Here is a 14821-nt window from a genome sequence, read left to right as displayed (position 1 = left end):
AGCCATAAGTTTATTATTGTCAATGTCAACTCTTTTTGAAAAACACTTTACGCAAGCGAAAGAACACTTCATACCAACCAAATAACAAGTGATACTTCTTACACTGTAACAAGAAATTATCCCTTACTACTTTGCATGGCAGCAACTGCAAACAAACAAAAACACGACCATGAACAATGTGATGACGCAACATTTGTTGCATTTACCAATCGAACAACACCTGGAACGCTCCTACTGGTACGGTCCGAACCTCGCGACTGTTCTTGTCAGCTCTGAAGAGACAAATGGGGCATTCAGTCTTTTAAAAATCATGCAGCGTAAAGGTTTTAGCCCCCCGCTTCATGTACATGAACGCGAAGACGAAAGCAATTATATCCTGGAAGGAGAAATTATGTTTCAAATCGGCGAGCAGACTATTATTGGCAGGGCAGGTGATTTTGTGCATTTGCCCAAAAATGTTCCGCATACATTTAATCTGATCTCAGAAACTGCAAGTACATTATTGCTTATTACACCCGGCGGCTTTGAAGAAATGTTCATTGCCTGCGGCAGAAGAGCAGAAAGGCTTGAACTAGCTCCGCTAACAGACAAATTACCGGAAGGTTTTTTTGAGAAACAAGCGCGAATAAATGAAGCGCTTGGCGTTAGGATTGTACCTAAAATATAAAGTGTTATATACGGAAGAAGCCCAAAAATATTTGGCTGTGGGCCTTCTTTTGGATGTCAGCGCCTTGCCAGAAAATATTTAGTATTTTTTCGTCTTCCAGCTTTCAAATTTTCTAAGTGTTTTTTGGGGTCAAAGTTTTTCGCAATGCCACTGTTAATCCCGTCCTGAATTGTTTCCTTCACAGTCGCACCCCGATTCTCTTCTTCTAAAAGTCGAAATCCTACACGTATCACTTCACTGATATTTTTGCATTGCCCTTTAGTTGCCTTCCCCATGATCTTGAATTTGGATAAAATTGATAAAAATTAGCAACTTTTGCTCGTTTATTTTTGAAACAGTTCATCAATAAAAAAGCCCGCAAAATTGCGAGCTTTCAATTTTTTTGTGGTTTTAATAATCCACCGCATAATCTTTCGCAAACGGCTTGCCGCTCCAGGCTTTGCGCTGCGTCCACTCTGTAAATGGTGCTGACCAAAATTCATGTGAGGATGGCAAACCCAATGCGAGAAACACCAGTGAGGTCACATACATACTTCCTGTGTTAGAGTAGTAATCTGCAAGGCTTTCCTGTTTGTCACCAATCAATCCTAGTCGTAACCATCCATCTTTTGTAAACGTGGAAGGAATGAACATGTTTTTCATTACTGCGGTGAGTGCGCAACGCACCTGCGCAGGAGCGATGCCTTCAGGCAAACTATTTTCCAGTGCCAGTTTCACCAGTGGTTGAAAAGCACCAACGCGATAAGTGGAAGAACGACCCACGACAAGATAGGTACCTTCAGGAGAAATGTACCTTTCCTGGAAAGATGCATAACGCTGCATTCTCTTATAGGCAACATCAAATTCTTTTTTAGCCCTTCTACCCTTTTCAACATTCGCCTTCAACACCTCCACCATCATGGGATGCATTACATAACCATTGTAGTGATCGAAGTGAAATTTATCTCCATCGCTGTACCAGCCATCACCTACATACCATGCGTTCACTTTGTCAATGGCCGTGTCAATTCTTGCGGTATCAATTTCTTCACCTATGCTCAACAAAAAGCTTTCAACCATGGCTGCAAACAAAAGCCAGTTATTGTTGAATGGCTTGATGCGGCGTATTGTCTTGAATTCATGAATAAACTGTTGCTTCGTTTCTTCACTTAATGGTTTCCATAAAGCATCTGGTGCATACAACAGCGCCTGTGCGATATGTGCCGCATCTACTATGGGTTGCAGCGTTTTGCCATCGCCCCAAAACAAATAGTCAGGACTTTGCGGATTCACTGAATGTGCAAGGCTTTGCAAAGTTTGTTCACGTAAACGTTCTCTTATCTTGCTTTCAGCAGTGTTGTCATCCGGCAACGCAAGAAACGGTGCGATGCCTGCAATCAGGCGTCCAAACGCCTCCATGTAAGCCACCTGTTTGTTTCTGTTGTCCCAAATAGGACTGTAAACTACCGGCATGTTTTTCCTAAGCTCGCCTTTGCTCATATTGCTTAAAACTGGGGTTGCTATTTTATCCAGCAAGCTTACCCAGTACTCCCTGTCGTTTTGTTTAGAAGGTTGGGAAAAATCAATTTTATCATTTGCCAATACTTTTTGTCCGGGAATAATGCCGCCAAACCCCAGTAAGGAAGACCATTTGAGGAAATTTCTTCTTTGCATTTTTTTATAAGTTGAGAGTGGAGAGTTGAGAATGGAGAGTAGGAGTCGACACTTCAGTTAGCACTATTAAAACTAACTCTCAACTCTCCATTCTCCACTCTCAACTCGCTTTAAGTTTTTGCTTTTTGTTCGTCGCTCTTCTCGCTGCCTTCTTTTGTTTCCAGTACAATAACAAAAGGTTGCTTGTATCCTGTTGAAGATACATGAATAAACGACGCTCCGTAATCCAGCTTTTCGAGAGACAAATTTTTGCCTGGCGCGGTTAATAAATACGCTTTGTCAACCAATGTATTTTTTGCAGGTTTAATTTTTAAACTTCCAGAAACGGGCACATTGAAAACGATCATATACACTTTGTTTTCTCCGGTCTTCTTTGTGTAGTAACCCCAGTCCTGCTTTTCCCATCCGGTGTATTCGCAATTGTAAATGGCAGCGCTGTTGATCTTCATCCAATCTCCGGCTTCCTTTGCGATCGTTACTTCTTCAGGCCTGAAAGTACCGTCAGCTCTGGGTCCGAAGTTAAGAACGAAATTTCCTCCAAGCGAAACGCATTGTGCGGTCATCTCCAATATTTCGTTTGTGGATTTCCAGTGCCCGAGCCATTTTTTTTGGTAGCCCCATCCATTTTCAGGAATGGTCATTACACAGTCCCAATCATTGCCATGAACATCTGCATAGGTCTTTGGAATTTTTCTTTCCCAACCCTGCTCGTAATCGCCCATCAGCACGCCGTTTGCATCCACATGCCTGTTGCCAAATTCATCTGCGCGAAAGCGGCTTCCAATGATCAAACCAGGATGTAGTGTTTTCAAATATTGCTCCAACGTATCTGTAAATGCGCCGCTTTTTTTCCAGCTGTTATCCCAGGTGCCATCAAACCAAAGTCCTTTTGTTTGAGGATATTGTTGCAGCAATTCTGTCAATTGATTCTTCGTAAATAATTTGAAGCGTTCGAACGCGGCACTATCTTCCTTTGTTTTCAGATCGTAACGCCAGTCTGGATTGTGCCAGTCCATGACAGAAAAATAGAGATAAACATCAATGCCTTCTTTGGAGTACGCATCCACCACTTGCTTTACAATGTCTTTTTTGTAAGGCGAGTTGGCAATGGTGTAATCTGTGTATTTGCTTGGCCAAAGACAAAAGCCATCATGGTGTTTGGTAGTGAAGGTAACATAGCGCACGCCCATTTGCTTTGCCATCTTCGCCCATTGTGTTGCGTTGAATGATGCAGGGTTAAATTGTTTATAAGCTGAATCGTACACGCCGTGCGGCATATCTTTCCACGATCGAATCCACTCTGCGGCGCCGTTGTAATAGTTTCCGTTCAGCTCGCCGCCGAACAATGAATATACGCCCCAGTGAATGAACTGCCCAAGACCATAACCGCGCCATGTGGCCATTTCTGCATCTGTTCTTTTGCCAACGCGATGTGCCCCATGCTGAAGGACTTTTGTTTGCTGCGCAGATAAACTAACGGACGCTAATAAGCAGCCTGCGAACAAAAAATGTGTAAGTGATTTTATGTTATTTCTGTATCGGTCAATTCCCATCATAGTAGTAGATTAAACGTTTTGTAAATACCAATCCTTATATCTTTTCAATGCTTCAAGGAAATAATAATCTGCATAGATAAGCGGCACGTCAATTTCAGAATTTAACGGCAAGCCTCCAGTGCTGTGTTTTAACAGGAAGCCTCCATTCTCTTTATACTTTGAACGATATGTATCGCTTGACAAAGATTGTAAAATTGTTTCTGCTGCAGACAGATATTCTTTGCTTTGTTCTTTTGATGAATACTGCGCCAGTTCGAGCAATGCAGAAGCCATAACAGCCGCGGCAGAAGCGTCACGTTTTGCTTTGGGAATAAAAGGCGCATCAAAATCCCAGTAAGGTATTTTGTCCGCAGGTAAATTGGGGTGATGCAAAATGAACCGGGCAATATTGCATGCCTGTTTTAAATAGCTTTTGTCTTTTGTGAATCGATACATCATTGTATAACCGTACAAACCCCATGCTTGTCCTCTCGCCCACGATGAGTTATCAGAAGCCCCCTGCCATGTTGCCTTGCGAATCACACCACCTGTTTTTAGATCGTAGTCAATCACATGGTATGAACTGTAATCTGGCCTGAAATGATTTTTCAAAGTAGTATTGGCATGTGCAATAGCAATGTCTTTGTATTTGCCATCTCCACCGTTATTGCTCACCCAGTACAGCATTTCAAGGTTCAGCATATTGTCAATAATAACAGGGCATTTAAAATATTGATTGGTGTTCCATGACTGAATGGCTTTAATGGACGGGCGGTAACGCGTTGATAAAGCTTCAGCGGAGCGGAAGATGATGTTCTTGTATTTTTCATTTTGTGTAAGCCTGTAAGCATTGCCGAAGCTACAAAACATCATAAAACCCAGGTCGTGATTACCTGTATAGGTTTGATTGGGCGCAATGAGATCGAGTGCAGTCTCTGCTCCTTTTTTTATCGTTTCATCTTTTGTTTGCTCATAGATGTACCAAAGTGAGCCGGGATAAAAACCGCTGCACCACCATGTGATGTCATTGGCGAGCAACTTTTTATTTTTTTCATCGTAAGACTGCGGCATTTCATTTGCCGGAATTTGCGTCATCATGTAGCGGTATTGACTATCCGCAAGACTAAAATTTTCGCGAACTAACTCAGCCATTCTTGTTCTGCTTTCGGTTGTTTGCGCATTGCCTGCAAAAACGCTTACCACAACAACCATCATCAAACCTATTTTTTTCATTACTCAATAATTGGATTCGTTTTAAATTTCTATTGACATTAATGCCCTACGGGCAATGTTGTAACTGTTACTGTCTTTTCTATTGATATTATTTCCCTACGGGCAACGCATTTCCCGTAGGGAAATAATATCAATAGAAATAAATACCAATGGACTTTATTGCCCGTAGGGCATTAACATCAAAAATTTCCATGTTTTAAAATGGGCCCCGACCAAAGCCACGGGGCCCTCTCCTAACAAACACCATGAGAAAAACTATTATTACCAGTTCGGATTTTGCTTCAGTGCCGGGTTCAATGTTATATCCTCTACAGGAATCGGAAACAGGTACTGTTTTTTTTCATCAAATACTCTTCCCGTTGGCAATGTTTTCGCATATGGCAGCAAGTAACCACCGCTACTTAAGTAAACATCTGAATTGATCTTAACTGTTGGAAACTGTGATTGAACGAACTTCATTCCCTCAACCGGTATCTCTAAGAAACGACCGGCTTTCCATCTCATAAGGTCATCCCATCTTGTATTTTCAAAAGCCATTTCTACTCTTCTTTCTCGTCTTATTTCGCGCAGCAAAGGAGCAGGAGTATAAGCGCAATAAGTGGCATAGTTGCCGTCTAATACCGGATCGGCAGCGATAGTGGTAACAAGGAGGTGGGGCATTCCTACTCTGTCCCTTATCGCATTAATGGTTTTGTCAACCACTGCCTGATCACACTCACCCAATTCAAATTTAGCTTCTGCATAATCAAGCAATACTTCTGCATACCTGAATACCGGTGCTGCCTGCATGCCATTGGTAACCCTGTTCCAATCTACAGGATCGTTGAGGAACCATTTCGCCAAGCGATAACCGGTAGGGCATTTGTTGCCTGAAAGGCCCGGGATATTTGGTTTAGGCGCATTGTTTGCTCCTTGCGAAACGCCCACTGCCAAACAATACGCACCAAAATTGCACACTGTTTGAGACAAGCGTGGGTCTCTGTTTTGAAGCTCACGTTGAATAGAATCTTTTCCCAAGAAAAGCGGACTGGATGAAATGGGCAGACCGTCTGTACACAAATATTCATCCATGAAGTTGCGGGTTGCACCAAACTGGTGTCTTAAGTTCTGTGCGAAATAACGACTGAACGCAACGCCCAATTGAAGGCTTTCTGAATATTCTTTAGACAAAATCACTTCAGCGTTGCCCTTGTATGTATACTGGGCAAACATAGAATTGTATACCTGTGATGCGTCGCCTTTTTTAACTATGGAATAAGCGCCTCCCATTAACTGCTCACATGCATTTGCTGCCGCCTGAAGGAATTTTTTACCATCGAGGTTTAACTCTGTATGATATTTTCTATAAGTGCCTTCGTAGAGTCCGATACGCATTTTTAAGAACAACGCCTGGTCTTTATTAAGGCGATCGGTCTGCTCTTTACCTTTTGACGGTAACCATGCAATTGCCGTGTCAATAATGTTCAGAACAGAGTCCATTACTGCCGCACGCGGTGTTCTTGCAGCATACAATTCCGGAGAAGTGGTAGTAAGCGTTGTTGTGAGCCAGGGCACATCCCCAAAAAGTTTTACTTTTTCAAAATAGTCCCATGCCTTAAAAAAGTACACTTCGCCGCCGTATACGTTTTGAGTGGCAGTGGGAATTTTTGTTCTTCTGAAATTTTCCAAAAACAAATTGAGCGTTCTGATATTCGCAAAGTTCCATCCGCCGGAACCACTGGCTCCACTCAGGTAGGCTATGTATTTGTTGGCTGCTACAAGCGAATAGGAATTGGGAGCAGCATTGTCAGATATCACGTCCCCATAGGCAATAGCTGCCTGCGTGTAGCCATAAGGGGCTATAGTAGCATCTCCAAAGCCGTATCCAAAGCCAACAATATAATTAGGGTAAATGCTATTGTTATACAGCTGCAGATCCTGTTCTGTGTTCCAGTAGTTACCATCATTGATGCTATCCAATGGATACTTGTCCAGGAAATTTTTATTACAACTGTAAAGAATAACCGAAAAAGCGATTAAGGCTAATATTTTCGATTTCATGTATAATGATTTTTGTGTGTTAGAAAGTTACTTGCAGGCCAAAGGCAAAAGATTTCATCATTGGATAATTAGCGCTCAATACTTCAGGATCAAACACGTCTGGCACTTTGCTATACTGCCATACATTGTAACCGGCTGCATAGATTCTTACCTTTTGCAAACCAATGTGTCTGATTGTTTTTGCGGGCACTGAGTATCCGAGTGTGAAATTTTTCAGGCGGATATAAGCTGCATTTTGCAGGTATCTTGTTTGCACCTGTATGTTTTGCGATGCTGCTCTGTACGCAGGATAAAAAGCACCGGTGTTTTCTGGCGTCCATGAATCATTGTACACTTGTTTTGTACCAATTCCTCCTGCGATAGCTCCCCAATACAGGTTATCACCTACCCAATAATCACGTTTGCCTACACCCTGGAAGAAAATATTCAGATCGAAGTTTTTCCACGAGAAATTACTGTTAACTCCGAATTGAAAACGCGGTGTGCTGTTGCCAATAATTCTTTTATCACCATGATCGGTGGTCGTGTTGGCGCCCTGAGATATGATGCTGTCTCCATTCAAATTAGCGTAACGAACATCTCCCGGATAAAGGATGCCGGAGTAAAGTTGTTTCTGGCTTGGCGCCTTGCTTATCTCATCATTTGATTGGAAAATACCGTCTGTTTGATATCCCCAGATCTCACCCATTTTTTGCCCCACATACAATGTACTTAGCAGGTTGTTAGGGTTGCCGTTGAACTTTGTAATAGTGGTTTGATAGTCGGATAACACAAAAGCAATGTCGTATCTGAAACCACCTTTCGTCGCATCTCTCCATTTAAGTGAGAACTCCCAGCCCTTCGTTTTCAATTCACCTGAATTTTGTGTTGGTGCAGATGCGCCCAAAACAGCGGGCAATTTGGAACCATCTACAAGGATGTCTTTGGTGGTACGGTTGTACCAATCAAACTGCATGTCAAGCTTATTGATGAAAGTCGCGTCCAGTCCGAAATCCAATGTTGATGCTGTTTCCCATGTAATGTTAGGATCAACCAATCCGGGCGGGGTAATACCAACTGGCCGTATGCCATTAAACAATTGGTTAACCTGCGCAGTGGTGCCGTAAGAAGGTACATAAATGTAATTGGCCACATTTTGGTTACCGATGCTGCCATAAGAACCGCGTAGTTTAAGATCTGTCACCACTGGTTTAATAATTTCGGCAAAGTGCTCTTCAGACACTCTCCATCCCGCTGAAACTGAGGGGAAGAACTTGCCTCTTGAATAGGAAGGGAAGCGGGAAGTTTCGTCGTAGCGGCCATTTGATTCCAGCAAGTATTTGCCTTTGTAATTGTAAGTGAATCTGTAGAACGCGCCACGCACGGCCCATTCGCTTTCTCCATCGCTTGCGTTTCTTTGCCCGGTGGTTTGATCAATTACCGGCACAAAAGGTGTGATCATGTTATTGCCCGTTGCATCGAGGTAATTGTCTTTGTACCATTCCTGGTTTAAGCCAGCCAGCGCATAGAAGTTGTGATTCTTAAGTGAGTAACTATAATCTGTATAAAGGTTCACCAGGTATTGGTTGTAGTGGTCGGATACCTTGTAAACAGAGCTTGGGCTGGTGTACACATTCGTAGTAGAGTACCAGCTGGTTTCCACTCTTTTTAGTTCTGGTATAATTCGTTTTTCTGAATAGGTGTTAGAAGTATAAGCGATATCACTTTTAATGTTCCAGTTTTTTGCCAGCTTTATGGAAGGAGAAACGCCCAGCAATAAATTCTCCGTATTCTGCCTGTCCGATGAACCGTAATCCATGAACGATAAAATGTTATCGGTGTACATGCCACCCATATTGTTAGGCGCATTGGCCGGAGCATGCAGCGGCATGTTCACGTTTCTTTCAGGCTCCTGCGAAAGAGCTCTCCACCAACCGCCTTTGCCATCCGGGTTAACGGGCTGCGTGTAAGTGGTATTATAATAATTGGTTCTGAAATCAAGTTTGAACCAGTTGGTCACTTGTGAGGACAAATTGAAGGTTGCATTGTAGCGCTTGAATTTATCCGTATTCAGCTTGTATATACCATCCTGATCAAGGTAGCCGAGTGAAGCATAGTAAGTAGATTTTTCACTACCACCGGACAAGCTCAGGTTGTGTTTTTGCATCGGAGAAGAAGCTCTCACCGCTTCTTTGTAAGGATTTTGGTTGGCCACCCAAATGATGTTGCTCGCATCATTGCCCGGCACGCTCATGATATAAGGCGATGCAGTTGTGGGATTGTCCATATAAGCTTTTATGGCCGCCAGCTTGGTAATCATATCGGTAGATGCTGAACCATTTGTGAAGCTTTGCGCTTTGATCAGCGCGTCCTGAATTTCGTACGCGTTCAAAAGATCAGGTATCGCCGCAGGTTTGTTCCACTGAAAGTCGTTGTAATAAGCAATACTTGGCTTGTCAGTTTTCTTTCCTTTTTTAGTGGTCACCAACAATACACCGTAGGCGGCCCTTGCTCCGTAAATGGCAGAAGAAGCAGCGTCTTTTAAAAGGGAAATGCTCTCAATATCCTCAGGGTTAACCTGGCTAATGTCCATTGGAATATTGTCAACCAGCGTAAAAGGCGAACCATTCTGAATGACAAAGTCGCCACTACTGTTTTTCGTAAATGAAGTACCACCTCTTACGTTCAGTGACGGCGTAGCATTTGGACTTCCGTTACTATTGGTCACGTTCAGGTTAGGAATAACACCCTGCAGTGCCTGGCCAACATTGGCAACCGGACGGCCCTCAATTTCTTTTGCTGTGACCTGCGCAACGGCTCCGGTAAGGTTTACCTTTTTTTGAGAACCATAGCCAACCACTACCACCTCAGACAAGCCGGCAGATTCAGGTTTCATCGTTACACTGAAGCTCGTCCTGTCATCAACAGTAATAGTAACAGCGGGGTAGCCTACCAATGAAAATTGAAGAACGTCCCCTTTGTTTGCGTCAATTTTAAAAACGCCATCCGCGTTCGTGGTTGTTCCGTGGCCGGAACCTTTTACCGATACAGATACCTCGGCAAGGGGTTTGCCGGCATTGTCGGTTACTTTTCCGCCAATAGATTTTGTGGGAGATTTTACCTGGTTCCCTATATTATTATAAGGGAGGTTAAGGTGTCCCGGTACTGCCATTGTTTGTTTTTGAAAACAGAAAACAACAGCCAACAGGAAGGGAGTTTTTTTCACGGCGGGCAATCGCCAGTTTGTCTCTCTACAACAAGTTTTGGTCAGTCGCATTTTAGATTAGTTTTAAGTTGAAAAACTCTGATGAGTTGGTGCTTTAAATTTCTATTGATATGAACAAAGACAGGGGTGAAGATTCCGTTTTAAAAGGGGTAAAATCCTGTTTTACTAAATGAAAAAATATTAATCATTGATTACCATGGCATTAAGAAATAGTTAAGTAGAGGCAAGGCATTGCCTTGTCTTGTCGAAATAACAGGCAGATCGATGTCGCAATCAAAGACAAGGCATTGCCTTGTCTCTACATTCAATTTTCAACTACCTTCACTACACTATTATTACAGGCATGTTAGTTAGCAGATGTTCCCTACTCTATCTTATTGGATTGCTTTCCTTTTTTCTTCCAGGCATCCCGGCAGGCGCTCAGAAAATTTCTTTTGATCACTTGTCCGTTGAGCAGGGTTTGTCCCAGAATTCTGTGCTGTGCATTACGCAGGATGACCGGGGATTCATCTGGCTGGGCACCCGTTATGGGCTGAATCGCTTTGATGGCTATCATGTGGAAGTCTATAAAAATGAACCTGCAGACAGCAGCTCTATTTCGAACAATTATATCAACGAGCTCTTTCTCGACCAGGAAAAAACGCTTTGGGTAGGCACGGCAAGGGGACTGAATAAATTTGACGCCGGTACAAATTCATTTCAACGGATTTATTTACCGGGCAACAAAGATCAACAGCCCGAGATCTATTGTTTCGCGAAGGGAGAAAAAGGGCAACTTTGGTTAGGGACCTCGAAGGGACTTTTCTTTTGCGCAAACACCGCAACCAATCAATTTATACAGGCACCTCAACAAGGAATTTCGCCTGATATAAAAGCACACAGCATCACACGAATTTTTAAAGATTCGAAAAATGGCCTTTGGCTCGCAACATTTAAAGGTCTATATCATCTCAGCAAAACCTCCGGTGGGTACATAACAACAGCATTCAAAAACGACCCGTCCGATCCTTCCTCTTTAAGTGATGATCTGGTACAATCTATTGCAGAAGACAGACAGGGAAAAATGTGGATAGGCACCATAAATGGCTTAAACTGTTTTGACCCCGGCACCGGAAAATTCACCTGCTACCGAACCCAACCTTCGGGAAATGGTCTTATTAATAATAATGTGAGGTCGCTGGTGGTGGACCAGTCTGGGAAATTGTGGATTGGCACGCAGGAAGGGATAAGCATTATGAATCCTGCAACCAAACAAATGCAGTCGCTGGCAAACAATGCGGAGGATGAAAAAAGCCTTAGCCAGAATTCAATACATAGCATTTTTGAAGATGCCAATGGTTCCGTATGGATCGGTACTTTTTTTGGCGGAGCAAATATAACACACCGCGTAACAGCGCCCTTCACTGCCTGGCAACACAAAAACTCCGCATCCAGTATCAGCAATAATGTGGTGAGTTCCATTGCGGCAGACGAAAACGGCAATCTGTGGATAGGCACGGAAGGCGGTGGATTGAACTTTTACAACAGAACCAACGGACAGTTTACGGTTTATAAAAATATTCCCGGAGTACAAGGCGGTTTAAACTCCAACCTGGTAAAAACAGTTTTTATTGACAAGGACAAAAATTTGTGGGTAGGTACGCATGGCGGCGGCTTGAATTATTTTGATCCCAAACAAAGGCAATTCAAATATTATCTAAACGACGAGAATAGAAAACACTCAGAAGTAGAAGTGGTTTTCGAAGACAACCAAAACAGATTTTGGGTTGGCAGCCACGCCGGACTAAAAGTGTTTAAGCGAGACGGAACAAATCTTACATCCATAGGCTATGAAGCCGCGCTGAAAAACATGGATGCTAAAAACATCAGTGCTTTGGCGGAAGACAGGGAACAAAACATCTGGATCGGTGCGCTGGAGGGTCTGTTTATTTTTGATCAATCAACCAAAACGATTAAGCCCTTTGCCGTCAATCAGAACGCTTCACCCAATATTAATTGCATTCTTGTAGACGCGAAAGGAAATATTTGGCTCGGGCTTTATAACGAGGGTCTCGCTCTTTACAACAAAACAGCAAACAACTTTACAGTTTACACAACGGCAAATGGATTGCCTAATAACAACGTGCTTGGAATCCTGGAAGATGACAGGAACCAACTATGGCTAAGCACCAGCAATGGACTTGCGCGATTTGACCCCGCTTCAAAAACTTTTCAAACCTACACCACCAGCGATGGGCTGGCAGGAAATGAATTTAACAACAACGCTTTCTACAAAAACAAGAACGGTGAGCTTTTCTTTGGAGGCATGAAAGGGCTGACCAGTTTTTTTGCAGATAAAATAGAACGCAACACCAAAGCGTCTCCACTGGTTTTTACGGGATTGAAGGTTTTCAACACGCCTGTGCTTATTAACGACGGATTCAAGATCTTACAGAAAGACCTTAGCCTGACTGACCAGCTTCGCTTTTCATCCCAACAAAATACATTCACCATTGAATTTGCGCTGCTGAATTTCATCCGGCCAGACAAAAACAAATACGCCTACAAACTTGAAGGGGTGCATGAAGAATGGACGGAGATCAACACTCCTTCGGCTACGTTCACCAATCTGCCGGCAGGCAATTATACGTTGCTGATAAAAGGTGCAAATAATGATGGCGTATGGAGCAAGCCGGTGTTCATGAAAATAACAGTGCTCCCCCCCTTCTGGAAAACCGGTTGGGCATACCTGTTATATTCGTTGTTCGTTGCTGCAATTGTTTTCTTTGTTGTCCGCTTCTTTTACATCAGGGCATTGCTGGAGCGGGATAAGGAATTGCACGAAATAAAACTGAATTTCTTTACCAACATTTCCCATGAGATTCGCACGCACCTTACGCTGATCATGGCACCGATAGAAAAAATGCAGCAGGAAAATGCCAACAATAATGTGCTGCAGCATCACCTGGACAATGCCAGAAAGAATGCCAACCGTTTGTTGAAATTGGTGACAGAGTTAATGGATTTCAGAAAAGCAGAATCACATCACTTAAAACTTCAGATAGCCAACCACGACCTGATTGCATTTTTAAATGATATCTACACCTCGTTCGAAGATGTTTCACTTGCAAAAAACATCCGGGCATCATTTGTTCATGATGCAGCTGCCGTCAATCTTTATTTTGATAAAGAGCAGTTAGAAAAGGTGATTTATAATTTGCTGACGAATGCATTTAAGTTTACTCCACGCGGCGGCACTATTGCTTTGCATGTGGAAACTAAAAGCAACAAAGTTGAAATTCATATTACCGATAATGGCAAAGGCATTGCACCTCAATTTCTCGATAAATTATTTACCAATTATTTCCAGGTGAATGACAGCAACTCGCAAAATACAGGTTATGGCATTGGACTCGCCCTTTCCAAGACCATTATAGAATTGCACCACGGAAGCCTCACGGTAGAAAGCACTCCTGCTACTGAAACACAGGAAGGTCACACCTGCTTTACTGTTACACTTTTGAAGGGCCGTGAACATTTTGGAATAGCTGAATTGCAAAATATTTCTGGCTCCATTGAAACACCTCCTATTGTAACGGAGGCAGAACCGGCGGCCCGCACAATTGTTGCAGAGGCTGAAGAAAAACGTTACAATGTATTGGTAACCGAGGACAACAATGAGTTGAGAAACCTGATCAAAGAGTGTTTGCATCAATATAATGTTATCGAATGTGTTAATGGTGTTGACGGTTTAAAAGCGGCTTTGGAGGAAATACCAGATCTCATCATCAGCGACGTAATGATGCCGGAAATGGATGGTTTTACTCTATGTCAAAAATTAAAGACCGATGAAAGGACCAGTCATATTCCGGTGATACTACTCACCGCAAAGAGTTCGCAAAGCGACCAGGTTACGGGATTGGATACAGGTGCAGATATTTACCTTACCAAACCATTCAGCACTCAGGTCCTTGAACTAAGTGTAAGAAACCTGCTGGCAGCAAGGGAAAAAATGCGGTTGAAGTTTAGCAAAGAATTTGTACTCCAGCCGCAAAACGTTGTCATTAACACGGTTGATGAACAATTCCTGACCAGGTTGATTGCCGTAATAGAACAATACATGGATGATCCGGAGTTTAGCGTTGAATTGCTCTCAACAAAAATGATGATGAGCCAATCTGTGTTGTATAAAAAAATAAGAGCGATCACCGATATGTCTGCTAATGATTTCGCCAAGATGATCCGCCTTAAAAAAGCAGCGCAATTATTACAGCAAGGCCAATACACAGTGTTTGACGTAAGCGTGATGGTAGGCTTCAACGATAGAAAATACTTCAGCAAAGAGTTTAAAAAACAGTTTGGTAAAACACCGAGTGAGTTTATTCAGTCTGATGAAGTGAGTGAGTAAGCTTTCGAAGTAGATGATATTCGAGATGCTGTAAATATTCTATAACCAAGATTGTGGACCAAAAACAATAATCAATATCATTAGCACTAGTAGTATATAAA

Annotated in this window: 8 protein-coding genes; 2 read left to right on the top strand and 6 right to left on the bottom strand. The window is 42.7% G+C overall.

What is annotated here, in order from left to right:
• Nucleotides 1-169 precede the first annotated feature (169 nt).
• On the top strand, nucleotides 170-667 hold the full coding sequence (locus KTO63_RS22405; RefSeq protein ID WP_217794193.1) for a quercetin 2,3-dioxygenase: 498 nt from the start codon (nucleotides 170-172) through the stop codon (nucleotides 665-667).
• 56 nt (nucleotides 668-723) lie between these two features.
• Here the strand turns inward: KTO63_RS22405 and KTO63_RS22400 are convergent, their stop codons facing one another.
• The 6 genes from KTO63_RS22400 to KTO63_RS22375 form a co-directional block, all read right to left on the bottom strand.
• Nucleotides 724-942, bottom strand: coding sequence for a ribbon-helix-helix domain-containing protein (locus tag KTO63_RS22400; protein ID WP_217794192.1), 219 nt, complete (start codon nucleotides 940-942; stop codon nucleotides 724-726).
• 115 nt (nucleotides 943-1057) lie between these two features.
• The gene (locus KTO63_RS22395; RefSeq protein ID WP_217794191.1) at nucleotides 1058-2320 is read right to left on the bottom strand and encodes a DUF2264 domain-containing protein; all 1263 of its coding nucleotides are present in this window, start codon (nucleotides 2318-2320) and stop codon (nucleotides 1058-1060) included.
• Between the two features lie 110 nt (nucleotides 2321-2430).
• Nucleotides 2431-3876 (bottom strand): alpha-L-fucosidase, encoded by a 1446-nt coding sequence (locus KTO63_RS22390; RefSeq protein ID WP_217794190.1) that lies wholly within the window; start codon nucleotides 3874-3876, stop codon nucleotides 2431-2433.
• A 9-nt stretch (nucleotides 3877-3885) separates the two neighbouring features.
• Nucleotides 3886-5088: a glycoside hydrolase family 88 protein gene (locus KTO63_RS22385; RefSeq protein WP_217794189.1), complete on the bottom strand. Its 1203-nt coding sequence runs from the start codon at nucleotides 5086-5088 to the stop codon at nucleotides 3886-3888.
• Nucleotides 5089-5349: 261 nt separating this feature from the next.
• Nucleotides 5350-7128 (bottom strand): RagB/SusD family nutrient uptake outer membrane protein, encoded by a 1779-nt coding sequence (locus KTO63_RS22380; protein WP_217794188.1) that lies wholly within the window; start codon nucleotides 7126-7128, stop codon nucleotides 5350-5352.
• Nucleotides 7129-7147: 19 nt separating this feature from the next.
• The gene (locus KTO63_RS22375; RefSeq protein ID WP_217794187.1) at nucleotides 7148-10279 is read right to left on the bottom strand and encodes a SusC/RagA family TonB-linked outer membrane protein; all 3132 of its coding nucleotides are present in this window, start codon (nucleotides 10277-10279) and stop codon (nucleotides 7148-7150) included.
• A 397-nt stretch (nucleotides 10280-10676) separates the two neighbouring features.
• On the opposite strand from KTO63_RS22375, the gene KTO63_RS22370 reads away from it, so the two are divergent.
• On the top strand, nucleotides 10677-14720 hold the full coding sequence (locus tag KTO63_RS22370; RefSeq protein WP_217794186.1) for a hybrid sensor histidine kinase/response regulator transcription factor: 4044 nt from the start codon (nucleotides 10677-10679) through the stop codon (nucleotides 14718-14720).
• Nucleotides 14721-14821: the final 101 nt, after the last annotated feature.

Origin of the sequence: Pinibacter aurantiacus, from assembly GCF_019130065.1 — a bacterium.
In the GTDB taxonomy this organism is placed as follows: Bacteria; Bacteroidota; Bacteroidia; order Chitinophagales; family Chitinophagaceae; genus Pinibacter; species Pinibacter aurantiacus.
Note: the sequence above shows the minus strand (reverse complement) of the source record. Positions and strands in the feature narration are given on the sequence as shown.